Below are 18,585 nucleotides of genomic sequence, written 5' to 3' on the forward strand. Positions count from 1 at the left end.
CTACCTTCTGAATCGAATTCGGTGCCGCATCCGAGGCCACGCGAACGCGGCCCCATAGCGGGTGTTTGAAGCGATTGCCAGCCCCTAGCATCGTCGCGCCCCGGGTTGCCCCGGGAGCGCGACGGACGCCATTAGGCCATCTTCGCCTTGACCTCGTCCGCAACGTTCTGCGGCACTTCGTCATAGTGCGAGAACTGCATCGAGTACTGCGCACGGCCCTGGGTGAACGAGCGGAGCGCGTTCACATAGCCGAACATGTTCGCCAGCGGGACCATCGCCTCGACCGTCTGCGCGTTGCCGCGCGTATCGGTGCCCTGAATCTGGCCACGACGGCTGTTCATGTCGCCGATGACGTCGCCCAGATAGTCTTCCGGGGTCACGACTTCGACCTTCATGACCGGCTCGAGCAGCGTGATGCCCGACTTCTGGGCCGCTTCGCGCATGGCGCCGCGGGCACAGATTTCGAACGCCAGCGCCGACGAGTCGACGTCGTGGTACGCACCGTCATACAGCAGGACTTCGAAGTCGATGATCGGGAAGCCGACCAGCGAACCGGTTTCCGCGGTCTCACGGAAGCCCTTCTCGATCGCGGGGATATATTCCTTCGGAATGTTACCGCCCTTGATCTCGTCCTTGAAGACGAAGCCCGAACCACGCTCGCCCGGGGTCAGCTTGACCTTGACGCGGCCGAACTGGCCGGTGCCGCCCGACTGCTTCTTGTGCGTGTAGTCGATGTCGACCGGCTTCTTGAGGTATTCGCGATACGCCACCTGCGGCGCACCGACGTTCGCCTCGACCTTGAACTCGCGCTTCATGCGGTCGACCAGGATCTCGAGATGGAGCTCGCCCATGCCCTTGATGATGGTCTGGCCCGACTCGGCGTCCGAGGTCACGCGGAACGAGGGGTCCTCGCGAGCGAGACGATTGAGCGCGACGCCCATCTTCTCCTGGTCGGCCTTGGTCTTCGGCTCCACCGACAGCTCGATCACGGGCTCGGGGAATTCCATGCGCTCCAGGATGATCGGGGCGTTCTGCGCGCAGAGCGTGTCACCGGTCGTGGTATCCTTGAGGCCCGCCAGCGCGACGATGTCGCCCGCATAGGCTTCCTGGATGTCCTCACGGCTGTTCGCATGCATCAGCAGCATGCGGCCGATCTTTTCCTTCTTGTCCTTGACCGAGTTCAGGACCTGCGACGAGGTCTCGAGCTTGCCCGAATAGATGCGGGCGAAGGTCAGCGAACCGACGAACGGGTCGTTCATGATCTTGAACGCCAGCGCCGAGAAGGGCTCGGTGTCCGACGAAGGACGCTCGTCCGGCGTCTCGCCGTCGAGCTTCACGCCCTTGATGGCCGGAACGTCGAGCGGGCTAGGCAGATAATCGATGACCGCGTCGAGCAGGGGCTGCACGCCCTTGTTCTTGAACGCCGAGCCGCAGACCACGGGGACGAACGCCATTTCCAGCGTGCCCTTGCGGATCAGCGCCTTGAGTTCGGCGACGGTCGGCTCATTGCCTTCCAGATACGCTTCCATCGCGGCGTCGTCCTGCTCGACGGCCATTTCGATCAGGTCGCTGCGATACTTCGCAGCCTTCTCGGCCAGCTCTTCAGGGATGTCCTGATATTCGAACTTCGCGCCCAGCGACTCTTCGAGCCAGATGATCGCGCGGTTCTCGACCAGGTCGACAAGACCCTTGAAGCCGCCCTCGATGCCGATCGGCAGATACAGGACCGCCGGACGCGCGCCGAGACGCTCGATGATCGAGTTCACGCAGAAATAGAAGTCGGCGCCGGTGCGGTCGAGCTTGTTGACGAAGCACATGCGCGGCACGCCGTACTTGTCGGCCTGACGCCACACGGTTTCCGACTGCGGCTCAACACCCGCCACGCCGTCGAAGCAGGCGACCGCCCCGTCGAGCACGCGGAGCGAACGCTCCACTTCGATGGTGAAGTCGACGTGCCCGGGGGTGTCGATGATGTTGATGCGGTTGTCATTCCAGAAACAGGTCGTCGCGGCCGACGTGATCGTGATGCCGCGCTCCTGCTCCTGCTCCATCCAGTCCATGGTGGCGGTGCCTTCGTGCACTTCGCCGATCTTGTAGGACTTGCCGGTGTAATAAAGAATGCGCTCGGTCGTGGTCGTCTTGCCGGCATCGATGTGCGCCATGATGCCGATGTTGCGATACTTCTCGAGCGGATGGCTGCGGGCCATGATCGATCTTCCTCAAGCGTAGGGGGGAGCCGGTTGGCCCGGCTCCCCCTTATATAGGCTGTTTGCGTGACCAGCGGAAGACCGCCGGCACCGCACCCTGAAAAGGTTGCGGCAGACCGGAAATATATCCGGTCCGCCGCAAGACCCTTACCAGCGGTAGTGCGAGAAGGCGCGATTCGCTTCCGCCATGCGGTGCGTATCTTCGCGCTTCTTGACCGCGTTGCCGCGGTTGTTCGCGGCGTCCATCAGCTCACCCGACAGACGGGCGGCCATCGTGTTCTCCGAACGGGCGCGCGACGCGCCGATCAGCCAACGGATGGCCAGAGCCTGGGCACGCTCCGGACGGACTTCAACCGGAACCTGGTAGGTCGCACCGCCGACGCGGCGCGAACGGACTTCGATGCCCGGCTTGATGTTGTTCAGCGCATCGTGGAACACGCCGATCGGATCGCGCTTGGCGCGCGTCTCGACGGTTTCCAGAGCACCGTAAACGATGGCTTCGGCCACGGACTTCTTACCGTCCAGCATGACCGAATTCATGAACTTCGACAGGACCTCATCTCCGAACTTGGGGTCCGGCAGAATTTCCCGCTTTTCGGGACGACGACGACGAGCCATTCTCGTATTTCCTTACAAAACTTCAGCCTTTGATGGTCGAGGAGCCTCGGCAGAGGCCCGACCGGCTTACTTCGGACGCTTCGCGCCGTACTTCGAGCGGGACTGCTTGCGATCCTTCACGCCCTGCGTGTCGAGAACGCCGCGCAGCACGTGGTAGCGCACGCCGGGAAGGTCGCGCACACGGCCGCCGCGGATGAGCACGACCGAGTGCTCCTGCAGGTTATGGCCTTCGCCCGGGATGTACGAAATGACTTCGCGGCTGTTGGTCAGACGGACCTTGGCCACCTTGCGAAGCGCCGAGTTCGGCTTCTTCGGGGTCGTCGTGTAGACACGGGTGCAAACGCCGCGCTTCTGCGGGTTCTGCTCCATTGCAGGGACCTTGGACTTGGCCTTCTGCAGTTCGCGGCCCTTGCGGACCAGCTGGTTGATCGTCGGCATTGAAGCCTTCACCTTTCCATGAGGTTACTTTGCTGGAGCCATCACAGCACTTCGGAATACAAAAAGGGGCCATCGTGGCTTTCGCCCGGCCCTATTCGCATCCAGCAATGTTCAAGCTTGCCCGACGGATAAGTCCCGAATCCCGAGAAATCCCCTTCGTGCAGCGGCGGGCTATACGCGGGAGTCGGCCGATGGTCAATGTCGACGCGAGAGGGCGCTCCCCTGCTCTTTCGGGACGATTTGCGAAAATCGCAAATTTGGCCTTGTCCCGCCCGATCAGCCGGGCTAATGGCGGCCGCCTCGCAGGAGTGTAGCTCAGTTGGTAGAGCATCGGTCTCCAAAACCGAGGGCCCACGGTTCGAGTCCGTGCACTCCTGCCACTTTTCATGACATCGACGGATTACCCGACACTGCTTACGCGGTGGCCGTCGTTCCGTGTACATCCTCCCCGGAACGGGGAGGTGGCAGACCGCAGGTCTGACGGAGGGGGGCCTCCGCACAGGACACCCCTTGCGGTACACCCCCTCCACCACCGCTTCGCGGCGGTCCCCCTCCCCGCGAGCGGGGAGGATTGTCAGTTTACCGGGCGCGGCCCGACACCTGGCGGAGTCGCGGGGTCTACTTCGTCGATCTCGTCGCCGCGATTGCCGCCACCGGCCCCTGCCCCGCTGCCATGCACCTCCCCCGTCTTCGGATCGACGGTGGCGCGCTTGCCGTTGTCGTCCGGCAGCGACGTATCCGTATTGCCCTCTCCCGGCGCGGGGGGTGTGGTGGTCACGCTGCCCGAGGGTTCCGCACGCCCCATCGCCCGCTCATCGTCGCGGTGATAGCCTTGGCCGCTATGGCCGCGATCATGGTCGAAGGGCTTTTCCTGCTCGGACATGCATGGTCTCCTTTGGCCCGTTCAACGGGGCTGGGGAGACGCCGTTCCCCCAAATGCAAAAGGGGCACCCACCGCCATGGTGGGCGCCCCTTTTCGTCGAGCTGTCGCCGGCGCTCAGCTGCGGAACAGTGAGTGCGGGTCGATCACATCGTCATGATGGCCGACCGAGTCGACGTCGCGGCTCTGCTGTTCGCGCTCGGCGCGCAGCGAGGCGAGCAGGGCTTCGCGGTCGCCTTCCAGACGGGTGTCGGTCGGCTGCGCCTCGGCATTGCCGCCGGTCGCCTTGGCCGCCTTGGCCACCGCCGAGTCCAGCTCGCGCTGGGTGGTCAGGCCCAGGGTCACCGGGTCCTTCGGGGTGATGTTGGCGATGTTCCAGTGGCTGCGGTCGCGGATCGCGGCAATCGTCGTGCGGGTCGTGCCGATCAGGTTCGAGATCGCGCCGTCCGAGATTTCCGGGTGGTTGCGAATGATCCAGGCGATGCCGTCCGGCTTGTCCTGCCGCTTGCTGACCGGCGTGTAGCGCGGGCCCTTGGTGCGGCGGACCTGTTCGGGGCCCTTGGTCATCTTCATGCGGTAATCGGGGTTGGCCTGCGCCTTCTCGATCTCGCTCTGGTTCAGCTCGTGCGCACGCACGGGGTCACGGCCGGTCAGCTTGGTCGCCGCCGTGTCGTCGGCGATCGCCTGGACTTCCAGGATGTGGAGGCCGCAGAAATCCGCGATCTGCTCGAACGAGAGCGACGTATTGTCGACCAGCCAGGAAGCGGTCGCATGGGGCATGAGCGGCTGGGCCACGGGGATCACTCCAGTCGGAAAATAAAAGAGCCGCCCCTCATCGGAGCGGCCGTAGCTGCGACAAATCTAATGAAAGCCGTCCCCGAGAGCAAGGTGCGCTGCCACAAACTGCCGGGACATGGCGCGATAGACGTTGGCGACGCCCGCGTCCAGCCGGTCAGTTGTCGTCGTCGAATCGCCCGAAAGGCAGCGATTGCGAGGCCAGCGCCCGCGTCTTCGCCACGTCGCCGGTGCGCAGCGAGGTCAGGATGGCGGCGCAGGCGCGTTGCAGGATCCGGTCGATCGGCGTCACCGTCCCGGCGCGCACCGCCGCCTCCGCCAGGGTCCGCCCGCGCGCGTCGCGCGGGTCCAGCTCCAGCCGCAGCAGCGCCGACAGTCCCGGAAACAGCGCCCGGTCGCCGCCCAGCGCGATCGCCCGGTCGAGCGAGGCGAAGCCGACGCCCTTCTGCGCGCCCAGCGCCGCGCGACCCATGATCGCCCCCAGTTTCTTGACCGCGCCGATATGCCAGGCGCCCAGCGCGAGTTGCGCCTCGGCATCGCGCGGATTCTGCGCGACCAGCGCCTCGAACTGGCGGCGGGCGGTGATCGCGTCGCTGCGATTGCCGGTCAGCTTGGCGCGGTAGCCGAGTGCAGTGGCCCGCATCAGCAGGGATTCGTGATCGTCCGGCGTCCGCTTCAGGGCATTGGCCGCCACCATATAGGCACCCGACACCCGGCGCAGCGCGCTCGCCTCGTCGGAATCGCCGAACGACGCCTGGGTCAGCAGGTCGCGGGCCGACTGCGCTCGGGCCGGAGCGGCCATCGCCAATCCGGTCGCCAGACCCATGCAAACCAGCCCGATCCGGCCACCACGCTGCACCATCGCCATCCCCCATGGACTCGGCGCGGGGAGACGGCCGATCCGGTCGTGCGATCCGTTGCAATCTTTTGCAGCGGGATCAAGACCGGCGTCCCGGTTAGTCGGCGGCCGCCCCGTCCGCCGCCCCGTCCATCGTCAGGACGATCTTGCCCAGATGGTCGCCCGCCTCCATCCGACGATGCGCCTCGGCGGCCTCGGCCAGCGGGAAGCTGCGATCGATGACCGGGCGCAACCGCCCCTCCTCGACATGCGGCCAGACCAGCCGCGACAATTCGTCGGCGACCATCGCCTTGAAATCCCGGTCCCGCCCGCGCAGCGTCGAGCCGGTCAGGATCAGGCGGCGGCGCATGATCTCCCAGATCGAGATTTCGGCCTTGGCGCCCCGCTGCACCGCGATCGAGACGTGGCGGCCATCCTCGGCCAGACATTTCAGGTTGCGCGGCACATAATCGCCGCCGACCATGTCGAGCACGATGTCGACGCCGCGCCCCTCGGTGAAGTCCTTCACCGCCTCGACGAAATCGACCGCCTTGTAGTTGATCGCCTTGGCCGCGCCCAGCTTTTCGGCCGCCGCGCATTTCTCGTCCGAGCCCGCCGTGACGATCACCGTCAGCCCGAAGATGCGGCCCAGCAGGATCGCCATGGTGCCAATACCGCTGGTCCCGCCATGCACCAGCAGCGTATCGCCCTGGTCGGCATAGGCGCGCTCGAAGACGTTGGTCCACACGGTGAACAGCGTCTCGGGAAGGGCGGCGGCCTGCACCATCGACAGTCCATGGGGGACGGTCAGGCAATGGTCGGCGACCGCCACCGCATATTCGGCATAGCCGCCGCCGCCGATCAGCGCACAGACCGGCTGGCCGAGCATTTCCGGCCCCACGCCCTCACCGACCGCGACGATCTGGCCCGCGATTTCCAGCCCCGGGATCGAGGGGGCGCCCGGCGGCGGCGGGTAAAGGCCCTGGCGCTGCATGACGTCGGGCCGATTCACCCCGGCGGCGGCGACGCGGATCAGCACCTCGCCCGCGCCCGGACTGGGCGTCGGGCGCCGGACAGGCACCAGCACCTCGGGACCGCCCGCCTCTTCGGGGTCGATGGCGGTCATCGTCGTCGGGATATCGCCGATCCCCATTCCCTCGCCAAACGTGTGCACCGGCTGCCATCCCCCATCGTCGGCTCTCGTCGCACCGTTATTGACATCGGCGGCCACCGGGTCAACGCTGCATCCCATTATGGAACAGGACGATTCTCCGATCCGCCTTCCCGACGCCCTGGCCGCATTGGTCCAGACCGATCTCGATCCGCTCTCGCTCGCCGAGTTGGAGACGCGGATCGCGGTGCTGGAGCAGGAGATCGCGCGGACCCGCCGCCATATGGAGCGCGCCACGCTCCACCGCGCCAGCGCCGACGCGCTCTTCAAGCGGTGACGCGGGCGGGCCTCACCCGGCGCGCATGCACCCGGGCGGCCCCCTATTCGTCGCACAATGTTTTTTGCTTCGCGCGATACGCTTTGTTCAGCGGCCGCGCGTTACACCCGCTTGATGCCGGGCCTCCCCGTCCCGACATTGGTCGAAACGAGGCGTCAGTCCATGGCGCTTCGGAAGGAGTATCGTAGATGCCATCTTTCGCCCCCGCGCTCGAGACCACGCTTCACAAGGCGCTGGAAGCCGCGACCGTGCGGCGCCACGAATATGCCACGCTGGAGCACCTGCTTCTCGCGCTGATCGACGACGAACACGCCTCCAAGGTGATGGAAGCCTGCCATGTCGACACGGGCGAGTTGAAGGCGACGGTCGCCCAGTATCTCGACACCGAACTCGACGCGCTGAAGGTCGAGGCGGCGACCGACCCCTCCCCCACCAGCGGGTTCCAGCGCGTGGTCCAGCGCGCGATCCTGCACGTCCAGTCGTCGGGCCGCGACGAAGTGACCGGCGCGAACGTGCTGGTCGCGCTGTTCTCCGAACGTGAATCCTACGCCGTCTATTTCCTGCAGCAGCAGGACATGAGCCGCCTGGATGCCGTCAGCTTCATCAGCCACGGCGTCGGCAAGGGCGGCGCGACGAGCGAATCCACCCCGCCCAAGGGGGTCGAGGAGGAAAAGCCCGCCAAAGCGCCTGAGAAGGGCAAGGCGGAAAGCGCGCTCAAGCAGTTCACCGTCGACCTCAACGAAAAGGCCAAGATCGGCAAGGTCGATCCGCTGATCGGGCGCGGCCCCGAGGTGGACCGTACCGTCCAGATCCTGTGCCGCCGGTCGAAGAACAACCCGCTCTATGTGGGCGATCCCGGTGTGGGCAAGACCGCCATCGCGGAAGGCCTGGCGCGCAAGATCGTCGAGGGCGACGTTCCCGAGGTGCTGCTCAACGCCGTCATCTATTCGCTCGACATGGGCGCGCTGCTGGCGGGCACGCGGTATCGCGGCGATTTCGAGGAGCGGCTCAAGGCGGTCGTCAACGAACTGGAGAAGCTGCCCCACGCGGTGCTCTTCATCGACGAGATCCACACCGTCATCGGCGCTGGCGCGACCAGCGGCGGGGCGATGGATGCGTCGAACCTGCTCAAGCCCGCTCTGTCGGGCGGCACGATCCGCTGCATCGGCTCGACCACCTATAAGGAGTTCCGCAATCACTTCGAAAAGGACCGCGCCCTGCTGCGCCGGTTCCAGAAGATCGACGTGAACGAACCGACGATCGAGGATACGATCAAGATCCTGGCAGGGCTCCGCTCGGCGTTCGAGGATCACCATCAGGTCAAGTACACCCCCGATGCGATCAAGTCGGCGGTCGAGCTGTCGGCGCGCTACATCAACGACCGCAAGCTGCCCGACAAGGCGATCGACGTGATCGACGAGGTCGGCGCGATGCAGATGCTGGTGCCGGTCAGCAAGCGCAAGAAGACGATCACGCCCAAGGAGATCGAGGCCGTGATCGCCACCATGGCGCGCATCCCGCCGAAAAGCGTGTCGACCGACGACCGCCAGCAGCTGGAAACGCTGGAAACCGACCTGAAGCGCGTGGTGTTCGGCCAAAACGCTGCGATCGAGAATCTGTCCTCGGCGATCAAGCTCAGCCGGGCGGGCCTTCGCGATCCGGACAAGCCGATCGGCAACTATCTGTTCACCGGCCCCACCGGCGTCGGCAAGACCGAGGTCGCGCGCCAGCTGGCGACGATCCTGGGCATTCCGCTCCAGCGGTTCGACATGTCCGAATATATGGAGCGTCACTCGGTCAGCCGCCTGATCGGTGCCCCCCCGGGCTATGTCGGTTATGATCAGGGCGGTCTGCTGACCGATGCGGTCGACCAGAATCCGCATTCGGTGCTGCTGCTCGACGAGATCGAGAAGGCGCATCCCGATCTGTTCAACATCCTGTTGCAGGTGATGGACAATGGGAAGCTGACCGATCACCACGGCAAGACGGTCGATTTCCGCAACACGATCCTGATCATGACGACCAATGCGGGAGCCGCCGACATGGCGCGCGAGACGGTCGGCTTCGGCACTCTCACCCGCGAGGGCGAGGACGAGCAGGCGGTGCAGAAGATGTTTACGCCGGAATTCCGCAACCGCCTGGATGCGATCGTGCCCTTCGGCTACCTGCCGCCCGAGGTCGTGGCGCGAGTGGTGGACAAGTTCATCCTCCAGCTCGAACTCCAGCTGGCCGACCGTCACGTCCATATCAGCCTGGACGAGGCGGCGAAGAGCTGGCTCACCGAAAAGGGCTATGACCGTCTGTATGGCGCGCGTCCGATGGGCCGCCTGATCCAGGAGAAGATCAAGCAGCCGCTGGCGGAGGAACTGTTGTTCGGCAAGCTGGTCCATGGCGGCGAAGTGACGGTGAAGATGAAGGACGGCGCGCTGTCCTTCGCGATCGAACCGGCGGCGCCCAAGAAGCCGCGCAAGAAGGGTGGCAAGCCTGCCGCGATCGACGCAAACTGATCGACTGCACCAAAATGGTGACGATTGAAGAAGGGCCGGGTGGCGACACCCGGCCCTTTTCATGTGCATTTTAGGCTGTCTCATCCATGAGGCGCGGTGATACATGCAATCTGTGTTACGCCGCCGTTAACTCTATTTTCGGCCTTTCACAGACAGATGGACCACATGAAGGGCGCTTGGCCGATCACGATAGGCGCGTTGCTGCTGGCGGTGCTGGCAGTTCTGTGGCCGTTGGCGGACGCCCAGGCCCAGGTCGGCCAGAGCCTGACCACCTGTATTCGCCCGATCCGCGCGGGCGACGATGCCCGCACCCAACTGACCCAGCCGCGCGGTTTCGATTGCACCGGCGACCAGTCCGCCTATGGCGTCGGCGATTTCTGGGTCCTCTCGCAACCGCTGCCGCCGGTGGCGGGCGACCTTCGCGACCGCCTGGCCGTCAGCTTCGCCAGCACGTGGCAGGACGCGACGGCGCTGCACATCCTGTATGCCGATGGGAAAATCCGTACCGTCGCCTTCACCAGCGCGACGACTGCCCCCTATCTGCTGCTCGGCCCGATGATCGCGGTGCCCCTGCCCCATGAGGGGACCCGGCCCGTGCGGATCCTGTGGGAAGCACACGGCGCGGCCAATATGCGCGGCGTCGTGCGCGGCGCCCGGATCGGCATCCATGCCGACATGCTGGCGGTCGAGTCCTCGCTCGGACTGATCTATGGCGTCATCATCGGCGTCGTGGTCGGCCTGGCGGTGTACAACATGGCCCTGTGGCCAGCGCTCCGCCAGCCGCTCCAGCCGGTCTATTGCCTGCTGCTGTTCTTCATCACCGGCTATACCCTGTCCTCCTCGGGGCTGATCGGCCAGTGGCTGCCTTGGCTCGACAATAACGAGCGGCATCGATGGAACGCGATCATGCTGGGCGGGGTCGCGATGACCCTGGTCATCTTCTCGCGCCATTTCTTCGAACGGAAGGTGTTCTCAGGCTGGCTCGACCGCATGGCGGTGATCTGTTTCATCCTGATCGCCATTCCCAACATCGCCTTCGCGCTGCTCGCTCCGCGCTGGATCATCGCACTGGATCAGGCGGTGCTGATGGGCTTCATGGTGCTGCTGATCTTCCTGATCGCGGTGCTGGCGCGGGCCTGGCGGCGGCGGAGCAATTTCCTGTGGGCCTTCGCCATCGCCTGGGGCACGCCGATCGGGCTGGCGATGTTCCGGGTACTCAACGCGCTGCACCTGATCGAGTGGCGGCCCTGGATCGACCAGTCGACCGTGTTGTCGATGGGGGTTGAGGCGCTGATCGCCAGCCTGGGCGTCGCCTATCGCATCTACCTGCTCAGCCGCGAACGCGATCTGGCGCGCGCCGACGAACGGGTGGCGCGCCGTCTGGCCGATACCGATCCGCTGACCGGGCTGTTCAACCGCCGCGCCTTCCTGGAACAGGCGATCGGGCGGAGCGGTCCGCAGACGCTGATCCTGGCGGATATTGATCATTTCAAGCGGATCAACGACACGCTGGGCCATGACGGTGGCGACGAGGTGCTGCGCATCTTTGCCCGGACGCTGGGCGAGGCGGTGGGCCTCGACATGCTGGTCGCCCGGATCGGCGGCGAGGAGTTCGCGCTGCTGGCCGATGCCGAACGCGCGCCCGACCCCGAAACGCTGCTCGCCCGGCTGCGCGGCACCGGCTATCCGTCGGGGCTGACCGTCACGGCCAGCCTGGGGTTGTGCACCGGCCCGATTGCCGACGAGTCGGACTGGCGCCTGTTGTACCGCGAGGCGGATCAGGCCCTGTTTGCCGCCAAGGACGGCGGGCGCGACCGCGCCTGCTGGGGTGTCCCGATCGACCCCGCACCGCCGCCGAGCGGCCTATTGCCCGCGATCCGCCCGCATCGTAAGACGGTGCACAAGGGGAAGGGACTGTGCGCGAACGGCGGATCATGATGGCTGGACTGGTGCTGGCGCTGATCGCGCTGGCCTATCGCCATCCCACGGCCGATGTCCGCCTCATCACCCACGACCTGACCGACCGCTCGCCCCGCCGGGTGCAGGCCGCACTCGACCTGGGCCTGTTCGGTGTGTCGTTTCTCTACACCTGGACCGTCAACCGCCTGCGCTGAGCGCGACGCTGCTTGCGCACCCGCCGGGCGTGACGCATAGCGGCGTCATGGATACGCCCATCGAAGAACTGACGTTCGAGGACGCCCTCAAGGAATTGGAGAGGATCGTCGGCCGACTGGAAAGCGGCGAAGCGACGCTCGACGAATCGATCCGCCTCTATGAGCGCGGCGATCGTCTGCGCCAGCGCTGCGCCGAACGGCTCGACGCCGCCCAGGCCCGGATCGAGGCGATACGCCTGGATGCCGAGGGCAAGGCCGCGGGCACGCGCCCGTTTCAGGCGGGTTGAGGGTGACGCTCGCCGCCGCCACCCTGCCCGAGGCTTTGGCCGAAGTCGCAGAGGATATCGACCGCCGCTTTGCCGAGCTGCTCGCCGATCCGGGCGATCCGCGTGCTTCGCTCTATGCCGCGATGCGCCACGCCGCGATCGGCGGCGGCAAGCGGCTGCGTCCGCTGCTCGTGTTCGCCACCGCGCACCTGTTTGCCGTGGACCGCGATTGCGCGGGCTGGGTCGCCACCGCGCTGGAGGCGATCCACGTCTATTCGCTGATCCATGACGATCTGCCCGCGATGGACGATGACGATATGCGGCGCGGCAAGCCGACCGTGCACAAGGCGTTCGACGAGGCCACCGCGATCCTGGCGGGCGACTGCCTCCATGCGCTGGCCTTCGAGATTTTGGCCGATCCGTCGACGCATGCCGATCCCTTCGTCCGCTCCGAGCTGATCCTCGACCTGGCGCGCGCCTCCGGCCCCAGCGGCATGGCGGGCGGGCAACAGATGGACCTGGAGGCCGAGCGGCAGGTCTTCGACCTCGCCACCGTCACCCGGCTTCAGCAAATGAAGACCGGCGCGCTGATCTGCGCGGCGGTCGAGGCGGGCGCAATCCTGGGTCGTGTTCCCCCCGAGGGCCGCACCCATTTGCGCGGCTATGCGCATGATCTGGGCCTCGCCTTCCAGATCGCCGACGATCTGCTCGACGCCGAAGGCGACGAGGCGGCGGCGGGCAAGAAGCTGCGCAAGGACCAGGAGGCGGGCAAGGCGACCTTCCTCAGCCTGCTCGGCGTCGAGCGGGCACGCGAACAATGCCGGATGCTGGTCGCCCAGGCGATCGAGCACCTCCGCGACTATGGCCCCGAGGCCGATCTGCTCCGTGCCATCGCCGCCTATGTGGTGGAGCGCGACCGGTGACCCGCATCGGCGTCTATCCCGGCACCTTCGACCCCGTGACGCTCGGCCATATGGACATCATCCGGCGCGGCGCGAAGCTGGTCGACCGGCTGGTGATCGGCGTCACCACCAATCCGTCCAAATCGCCCATGTTCACGCTGGACGAACGGATGGAGATGGTCCGGCGCGAGGTGGCGGATGTCGCGGGCGAGATTCACGTCGTCGCCTTCGATTCGCTGTTGATGGATTTCGCCGAGCGCGAAGGCGCCCGCGTCATCGTCCGGGGCCTGCGCGCCGTCGCCGACTTCGAATACGAGTACCAGATGGCGGGCATGAACCAGCAGATCAATCCGCGGGTCGAGACCGTCTTCCTGATGGCCGATGTCGCGCTGCAACCCATCGCCAGCCGGCTGGTCAAGGAAATCGCGATGTACGGCGGCAACATCGCCAAGTTCGTGACGCCCACCGTATGCGCGGATGTGGTGGCACGGGTCGAGAAGATTGGGCGGAAGGGCTCCTGAAGCTCCTCCCCGCTTGCGGGGAGCTGGCAGGGCGAAGCCCTGACGGAGGGGGCTCTCCGCAACTGACGTCCTTTGCCGCACGCCCCCTCCACCATCGCTTCGCGACGGTCCCCCTCCCCGTGCCGGGGAGGAAAATCAGGTCGAAGGTTCAGATTGGCGCAAGGGGCGATTTGCTCTACAGCCTCCCCATTCCTCCCCTTGTCGTAGAGATATGATGCGCGTTCTCGCCGCTCTTGCCATGATGATGGCCAGCCTGGTCGCCGTTCCGGCACAGGCGCAGAAACAGTCCCAGACCCCACCCAAATTCACCTCCCCCGCCAAGGCCGCCCAGGTTCTGGAGGACAATGTCAGCGGCCGCGCCACGCCGCCGCCCGTCACCGACAAGGAGAATCTCTGGCTGCTCGACCTGTCGACCGGCGGCCGGGTGACGATCTGGCTGCGCCCCGATGTCGCGCCCAAGATGGTCGAGCGGATCAAGACGCTGACCCGCCGTCACTTCTATGACGGCCTCGTCTTCCACCGCGTGATCGACGGCTTCATGGCGCAGGGCGGCGATCCCAAGGGCGACGGCACCGGCGGGTCGGACCTGCCCAACGTGCCGTCCGAATTCAACTATCTGCCGCACGTCCGCGGATCGGTGGCCGCCGCCCGCGCCGACGATCCCAACAGCGCGAACAGCCAGTTCTATATCGTCTTCCAGCCGCGCTTCGCGCTCGACAAGAAATACACGGTGTTCGGCCGGGTGATCGACGGCATGCAATATGTCGACCGGATCGAACGGGGCGAGCCGCCTGCGAACCCGAGCCGGATCGTCCATGCCTATGTCGCGGCGGACAATCCCCCGGCCTATGTGCCGATGGCTCCCGCGCCGGCTCCCAATCTGGGTGCGCCCGTGACCCTGCCGGGCGCGGCCCCCAAGCCCGTCGCCATCACCCCGGCGCGCCGCGCCGCCCCCAAGGCGGCTCCGGCCAAGAAGGCGGCGACGGCCATCAAGTGAACGTAGATCTGTTCGACTTCGCGCTGCCGCCCGAGCGGATCGCGCTGTACCCGGCATCCCCGCGCGATTCGGCGCGGATGCTGCTCCTCGACGGTGAGGCCACCCGCGACCAGCGGGTGAGCGACCTGCCCGCGGCCCTGCGCGCGGGCGACCTGCTGGTGTTCAACGACACCCGCGTCATCCCCGCGCAGTTGGAAGGCGTGCGGGGCGAGGCGCGGATCGGCGCGACCCTGCACAAGCGCGAAGGCACACGGCGCTGGCGCGCCTTCATCCGCAACGCCAAGCGGTTGCGCGACGGCGACGTGATCGACTTCGGCGCGGGCGTATCCGCCACGGCGCGCGACCGGGCCGAGGATGGCAGCTTCGCGCTCGACTTCGCCGGGGACGAGCCGGTCGAGCTGCTGCTGGAGCGGGCGGGCACCATGCCCCTGCCCCCCTATATCGCGCAGAAGCGCGGCGTCACCGAGAAGGACGCCGACGACTATCAGACCATGTTCGCCAACGAGCCCGGTGCGGTCGCCGCGCCCACGGCGGCGCTGCACTTCACGCCCGAGCTGCTGGCATCGCTGGCGGCGGCGGGGATCGAGCATGCCACGCTGACCCTGCATGTCGGCGCGGGCACCTTCCTGCCGGTCAAGGCGGAGGATACGGTCGACCACAAGATGCACGCCGAATGGGGCCGCATCGACGCCGCCACCGCCGACCGGCTGAACGCGGTGAAGGCACGCGGCGGCCGGGTGATCGCGGTCGGCACCACCTCGCTGCGCCTGATCGAGAGTGCGGCGGGAGAGGACGGCGTGATCCGTCCGTTCGAGGGCGATACCGCGATCTTCATCACACCGGGTTATCGCTTTCGCGGCATCGACGGGCTGATGACCAATTTCCACCTGCCGCGCTCGACCTTGTTCATGCTGGTCTCCGCGCTGATGGGACTGGATCGGATGCAGGCCGCCTATGCCCATGCGGTCGCCAACGACTACCGCTTCTATTCCTATGGCGATGCCTCGCTGCTGCTGCCGGAACGCTGTGCATGATCCTGTTCGCACTGCTTCTGATGCAGGCGACACAGTCCCTCGCACAGGAGGCGGACAATACGGTCGTCGTCACCGCGCGGCCCAGGCCCTTCGCGCAGACGCCCGCGACCATGGTGGTCGAGCCGGTGGCGATGATGATCGCGACGCTCGACAGCGACGGCGACGGCAAGACCAGCCGTGCCGAGATGGAGGCGGGCGTCAAGCGCAGCTATGATGCGATCGACACCGCGCATCAGGGATCGATCGGCTATCTCCAGTTCGCCGACTGGGCCGAACGCTGGCTGGGGGATCGTAATGCGCTGCCCAGCCCGTTCGATGTCGACAAGAACAGCGACGACCGCATCACCCTGGCCGAACTCCAGGCCCATTTCTCGCGCCTGTTCTCGCGCTTCGACCGCGACCGGGACGGCGCGATCAGCCGTGCCGAGGCGCTGACCATCCGAACCACCCCCGCCGACGCCAATGGCCCGACCGGCCCGCTCCGACCCCGAGACAAGAAATGACCGCCCGCTTTTCGTTCGCAATCCACGCCACCGATGGCCGCGCCCGCACCGGCACCATCACCATGAAGCGCGGCGAAATCCGCACGCCTGCCTTCATGCCTGTCGGCACCGCGGCGACCGTCAAGGCGATGAAGCCTGGCGACGTGCGCGCCAGCGGCGCGGACATCATCCTGGGGAATACCTATCACCTGATGCTGCGCCCCGGCGCCGAGCGGGTGGACCGGTTGGGCGGCCTGCACGGCTTCATGGGCTGGGACCGGCCGATCCTGACCGACTCGGGCGGCTATCAGGTGATGAGCCTGGCCGAGCTGACCAAGCGATCCGAGGACGGCGTCGCGTTCAAGAGCCATCTCGACGGCACCCGCCATCTGCTCAGTCCCGAACGCTCGATCGAAATCCAGCGGCTGCTGGGCAGCAACATCGTCATGGCGTTCGACGAACTGGTCCCGACGACCTCGACGCGCGAGGTGCAGGCCAGCGCCATGGAACGCTCGATGCGCTGGGCGAAGCGAAGCCGCGATGCCTTCGACGCAGGCGGGCAGCATGCCGAGGACAATGCGATCTTCGGTATCCAGCAGGGTGCGCTGGACGAAGGATTCCGCAAGTCCTCCGCCGACGCGCTGATCGATATCGGCTTCGACGGCTATGCGATCGGCGGCCTCGCGGTCGGTGAGGGGCAGGAGGCGATGTTCGGCTGCCTCGACTTCGCGCCGGGTCAGCTGCCGGTCGAAAAGCCGCGTTATCTGATGGGCGTGGGTAAGCCGACCGATATCGTCGGTGCGGTCGAGCGCGGCGTCGACATGTTCGATTGCGTGCTGCCGACCCGCTCGGGCCGAACGGGGCAGGCCTTTACGCGGCAGGGGCCGATCAACATCCGCAACGCGCGCTTCGCCGAGGATCAGGGGCCGCTCGATCCCGCCTGTGGCTGCCCGGTCTGTGGGACCTGGAGCCGCGCCTATCTGCACCATCTGGTCCGCGCGGGCGAAATCCTGGGCGCGATGCTGATGACCGAGCATAATATCTGGTTCTATCAGCAGATGATGGCCGATCTGCGCGCCGCCATCGGCGAGGGTCGCCTCACAGCCTTTGCGGACGACTTCCGCTCGCGCTACGCTGCGGGCCAGTAGGAGAGTAGCATGACCGATCATAGCGAAGACGCCCCCAACGAAATCCTCGCCGCCGCCAAGGAGGCCAAGGATCACGCCGTCGCCGCCGCCGAGGCGACCGCCACGTCGATCAAGGACAAGACGCGCAACTGGCCGATGGGCAAGATCGGCCTGGGCGTCGGCATCGGCTCGGCCGCGATCGCGGCGGCCGTGCTGTACGGCACGCGCAACAAGTCCAAATAATCCGCATCCACTGAAACGAGGGTTTTCATGCGCCTTTTCCGTGCCGCGCTTCTGCTCGGCGTTGCCGCCCTTCCCTCGCTGGCCGGGGCGCAGACCGCGCCAAGTCCGGCGCGCACGGAAAGCGTGAAGCCCATCGATTTCACCACGCGCACCCTGCCCAACGGCCTGCGCGTCTATGCCATTCGCGACACGACGACGCCCAACGTCTCGGTCCAGGTCTGGTATGATGTCGGGTCGAAGGACGATCCCAAGGGCCGCTCGGGCTTTGCGCACATGTTCGAACATCTGATGTTCAAGGCGACGCGCAATCTCGTCCCCGAACAGATGGATCGCCTGACCGAGGATGTCGGCGGCTACAACAACGCCTCCACCGCCGACGACTACACCAATTATTTCGAGGTGGTACCCGCCAACCACCTGCAGCGCCTGCTGTTCGCGGAAGCCGACCGCATGGCCGCGCTGGTCGTCGAGCCCAAGAGCTTCGCCAGCGAGCGCGACGTGGTGAAGGAAGAACTGCGCCAGCGCACCCTCGCCCAGCCATACGGCAAGCTGTTCTCCATCTATTACCCCAAGCTGGCGTACAGCGTGCACCCCTATGCGCGGCCGGGTATCGGCAGCCTGGAGGAACTGGAATCGGCGGGCATCGACGATGTGCGTGCCTTCCACGCGACCTATTACCGGCCCGACAATGCGGTGCTGGTCGTCTCGGGCAATTTCGACCCCGCGCAGCTGAACCGCTGGGTCGATCAGTATTTCGCGAACATCAAGCGGCCCGCGACCGCCATCCCGCGCGTCACCGTGCAGGAACCGGCACGGACGGAGGCGGTATCGCGCACCGTCTACGAGCCCAATACGCCGCTGCCCGCCGTCCTGATCAGCTATCACATCCCGCCCGAGCGCAGCGCCGACACCCCTGCGCTGATGGTGCTGAACGCGATCCTGTCGGCGGGCGAAAGCTCGCGGCTGTACGAGGACCTGGTGTACCGCGACCAGCTGGCGCAGTCGGCCGCGACCTTCCTCGACACCAAGCAATCGACCGGCAACATCGTCCTCTATGCGATGATGGCGAGCGGCAAGCCGGTGGCCGAGGGCGAGGCCGCGCTGAAGAAGGAAGTCGCCCGACTGCGCGACGCGCCCGTCTCCGCCACCGAACTGGCCGAGGCGAAGA

General features: G+C 66.3%; 20 protein-coding genes and 1 tRNA gene. 14 read left to right on the forward strand and 7 right to left on the reverse strand.

What is annotated here, in order from left to right; genetic code table 11:
* Positions 1-131 precede the first annotated feature (131 nt).
* From fusA to rpsL, 3 genes are all read right to left on the reverse strand, one after another.
* The gene (fusA, locus tag NS355_RS15275) at positions 132-2,207 is read right to left on the reverse strand and encodes an elongation factor G (RefSeq protein ID WP_058746474.1); all 2,076 of its coding nucleotides are present in this window, start codon (positions 2,205-2,207) and stop codon (positions 132-134) included.
* A gap of 147 nt (positions 2,208-2,354) precedes the next feature.
* Positions 2,355-2,825, reverse strand: coding sequence for a 30S ribosomal protein S7 (gene rpsG / locus NS355_RS15280; RefSeq protein ID WP_042491196.1), 471 nt, complete (start codon positions 2,823-2,825; stop codon positions 2,355-2,357).
* A gap of 66 nt (positions 2,826-2,891) precedes the next feature.
* Positions 2,892-3,263: a 30S ribosomal protein S12 gene (gene rpsL, locus NS355_RS15285; RefSeq protein ID WP_007406072.1), complete on the reverse strand. Its 372-nt coding sequence runs from the start codon at positions 3,261-3,263 to the stop codon at positions 2,892-2,894.
* 304 nt (positions 3,264-3,567) lie between these two features.
* Between rpsL and NS355_RS15290 the strand changes: the two genes are divergently transcribed.
* Positions 3,568-3,643, forward strand: a tRNA-Trp gene (locus tag NS355_RS15290).
* A gap of 194 nt (positions 3,644-3,837) precedes the next feature.
* On the opposite strand, the gene NS355_RS15295 is transcribed toward NS355_RS15290, so the two are convergent.
* The 4 genes from NS355_RS15295 to NS355_RS15310 all read right to left on the reverse strand — a co-directional run bounded on the left by NS355_RS15295 (position 3,838) and on the right by NS355_RS15310 (position 6,902).
* Positions 3,838-4,146 carry a hypothetical protein gene (locus tag NS355_RS15295; RefSeq protein WP_058746475.1) on the reverse strand — a complete coding sequence of 103 codons (309 nt, stop codon included), beginning with the start codon at positions 4,144-4,146 and terminating at the stop codon, positions 3,838-3,840.
* A 114-nt stretch (positions 4,147-4,260) separates the two neighbouring features.
* Complete coding sequence (locus NS355_RS15300) at positions 4,261-4,938, reverse strand: DUF1013 domain-containing protein (protein ID WP_058746486.1); 678 nt, start codon at positions 4,936-4,938, stop codon at positions 4,261-4,263.
* Between the two features lie 157 nt (positions 4,939-5,095).
* The gene (locus tag NS355_RS15305; protein ID WP_058746487.1) at positions 5,096-5,800 is read right to left on the reverse strand and encodes a hypothetical protein; all 705 of its coding nucleotides are present in this window, start codon (positions 5,798-5,800) and stop codon (positions 5,096-5,098) included.
* Positions 5,801-5,894: 94 nt separating this feature from the next.
* Entirely contained in the window at positions 5,895-6,902 is a 1,008-nt protein-coding gene (locus tag NS355_RS15310; RefSeq protein WP_058746488.1) for an NAD(P)H-quinone oxidoreductase, read from the reverse strand.
* A 127-nt stretch (positions 6,903-7,029) separates the two neighbouring features.
* Between NS355_RS15310 and NS355_RS15315 the strand changes: the two genes are divergently transcribed.
* The 13 genes from NS355_RS15315 to NS355_RS15375 all read left to right on the forward strand — a co-directional run.
* Positions 7,030-7,224 carry a DUF1192 domain-containing protein gene (locus NS355_RS15315; protein WP_056430762.1) on the forward strand — a complete coding sequence of 65 codons (195 nt, stop codon included), beginning with the start codon at positions 7,030-7,032 and terminating at the stop codon, positions 7,222-7,224.
* 188 nt (positions 7,225-7,412) lie between these two features.
* Entirely contained in the window at positions 7,413-9,731 is a 2,319-nt protein-coding gene (gene clpA, locus NS355_RS15320) for an ATP-dependent Clp protease ATP-binding subunit ClpA (RefSeq protein ID WP_058746476.1), read from the forward strand.
* A 165-nt stretch (positions 9,732-9,896) separates the two neighbouring features.
* A complete protein-coding gene (locus NS355_RS15325; protein ID WP_084788010.1) occupies positions 9,897-11,669 on the forward strand; it encodes a sensor domain-containing diguanylate cyclase in 1,773 nt (590 codons plus the stop codon).
* Complete coding sequence (locus NS355_RS15330; protein WP_082442044.1) at positions 11,666-11,845, forward strand: hypothetical protein; 180 nt, start codon at positions 11,666-11,668, stop codon at positions 11,843-11,845. Before NS355_RS15325 ends, NS355_RS15330 begins: the two co-directional genes overlap by 4 nt.
* A gap of 47 nt (positions 11,846-11,892) precedes the next feature.
* Positions 11,893-12,132, forward strand: coding sequence for an exodeoxyribonuclease VII small subunit (locus tag NS355_RS15335; RefSeq protein ID WP_007406073.1), 240 nt, complete (start codon positions 11,893-11,895; stop codon positions 12,130-12,132).
* 2 nt (positions 12,133-12,134) lie between these two features.
* A complete protein-coding gene (locus tag NS355_RS15340) occupies positions 12,135-13,034 on the forward strand; it encodes a polyprenyl synthetase family protein (protein WP_058746477.1) in 900 nt (299 codons plus the stop codon).
* Positions 13,031-13,534 (forward strand): pantetheine-phosphate adenylyltransferase, encoded by a 504-nt coding sequence (gene coaD, locus NS355_RS15345; protein ID WP_084788008.1) that lies wholly within the window; start codon positions 13,031-13,033, stop codon positions 13,532-13,534. Before NS355_RS15340 ends, coaD begins: the two co-directional genes overlap by 4 nt.
* A gap of 214 nt (positions 13,535-13,748) precedes the next feature.
* Positions 13,749-14,531: a peptidylprolyl isomerase gene (locus NS355_RS15350; protein ID WP_209445114.1), complete on the forward strand. Its 783-nt coding sequence runs from the start codon at positions 13,749-13,751 to the stop codon at positions 14,529-14,531.
* Positions 14,528-15,565, forward strand: coding sequence for a tRNA preQ1(34) S-adenosylmethionine ribosyltransferase-isomerase QueA (gene queA / locus NS355_RS15355; protein WP_058746479.1), 1,038 nt, complete (start codon positions 14,528-14,530; stop codon positions 15,563-15,565). Before NS355_RS15350 ends, queA begins: the two co-directional genes overlap by 4 nt.
* Positions 15,562-16,068 carry an EF-hand domain-containing protein gene (locus NS355_RS15360; RefSeq protein ID WP_058746480.1) on the forward strand — a complete coding sequence of 169 codons (507 nt, stop codon included), beginning with the start codon at positions 15,562-15,564 and terminating at the stop codon, positions 16,066-16,068. Before queA ends, NS355_RS15360 begins: the two co-directional genes overlap by 4 nt.
* The gene (gene tgt, locus NS355_RS15365) at positions 16,065-17,195 is read left to right on the forward strand and encodes a tRNA guanosine(34) transglycosylase Tgt (protein WP_058746481.1); all 1,131 of its coding nucleotides are present in this window, start codon (positions 16,065-16,067) and stop codon (positions 17,193-17,195) included. Before NS355_RS15360 ends, tgt begins: the two co-directional genes overlap by 4 nt.
* 9 nt (positions 17,196-17,204) lie before the next feature.
* Positions 17,205-17,417 carry a hypothetical protein gene (locus NS355_RS15370; protein WP_058746482.1) on the forward strand — a complete coding sequence of 71 codons (213 nt, stop codon included), beginning with the start codon at positions 17,205-17,207 and terminating at the stop codon, positions 17,415-17,417.
* Between the two features lie 27 nt (positions 17,418-17,444).
* On the forward strand, positions 17,445-18,585 hold a 1,141-nt coding region (locus NS355_RS15375), incomplete at its 3' end, for a M16 family metallopeptidase (RefSeq protein WP_167345472.1).

The sequence above is a fragment of the Sphingomonas yabuuchiae genome (genome assembly GCF_001477495.1).
GTDB lineage: Bacteria > Pseudomonadota > Alphaproteobacteria > Sphingomonadales > Sphingomonadaceae > Sphingomonas > Sphingomonas yabuuchiae_A.

Coding starts and splice junctions, on each gene's coding strand:
- fusA (WP_058746474.1), bottom strand. CDS start 2,207: ATGGCCCGCAGCCATCCGCTCGAGAAGTATCGCAACATCGGCATCATG.
- rpsG (WP_042491196.1), bottom strand. CDS start 2,825: ATGGCTCGTCGTCGTCGTCCCGAAAAGCGGGAAATTCTGCCGGACCCC.
- rpsL (WP_007406072.1), bottom strand. CDS start 3,263: ATGCCGACGATCAACCAGCTGGTCCGCAAGGGCCGCGAACTGCAGAAG.
- NS355_RS15295 (WP_058746475.1), bottom strand. CDS start 4,146: ATGTCCGAGCAGGAAAAGCCCTTCGACCATGATCGCGGCCATAGCGGC.
- NS355_RS15305 (WP_058746487.1), bottom strand. CDS start 5,800: ATGGTGCAGCGTGGTGGCCGGATCGGGCTGGTTTGCATGGGTCTGGCG.
- NS355_RS15310 (WP_058746488.1), bottom strand. CDS start 6,902: ATGACCGCCATCGACCCCGAAGAGGCGGGCGGTCCCGAGGTGCTGGTG.
- NS355_RS15315 (WP_056430762.1), top strand. CDS start 7,030: ATGGAACAGGACGATTCTCCGATCCGCCTTCCCGACGCCCTGGCCGCA.
- clpA (WP_058746476.1), top strand. CDS start 7,413: ATGCCATCTTTCGCCCCCGCGCTCGAGACCACGCTTCACAAGGCGCTG.
- NS355_RS15325 (WP_084788010.1), top strand. CDS start 9,897: ATGAAGGGCGCTTGGCCGATCACGATAGGCGCGTTGCTGCTGGCGGTG.
- NS355_RS15330 (WP_082442044.1), top strand. CDS start 11,666: ATGATGGCTGGACTGGTGCTGGCGCTGATCGCGCTGGCCTATCGCCAT.
- NS355_RS15335 (WP_007406073.1), top strand. CDS start 11,893: ATGGATACGCCCATCGAAGAACTGACGTTCGAGGACGCCCTCAAGGAA.
- NS355_RS15350 (WP_209445114.1), top strand. CDS start 13,749: ATGCGCGTTCTCGCCGCTCTTGCCATGATGATGGCCAGCCTGGTCGCC.
- NS355_RS15360 (WP_058746480.1), top strand. CDS start 15,562: ATGATCCTGTTCGCACTGCTTCTGATGCAGGCGACACAGTCCCTCGCA.
- tgt (WP_058746481.1), top strand. CDS start 16,065: ATGACCGCCCGCTTTTCGTTCGCAATCCACGCCACCGATGGCCGCGCC.
- NS355_RS15370 (WP_058746482.1), top strand. CDS start 17,205: ATGACCGATCATAGCGAAGACGCCCCCAACGAAATCCTCGCCGCCGCC.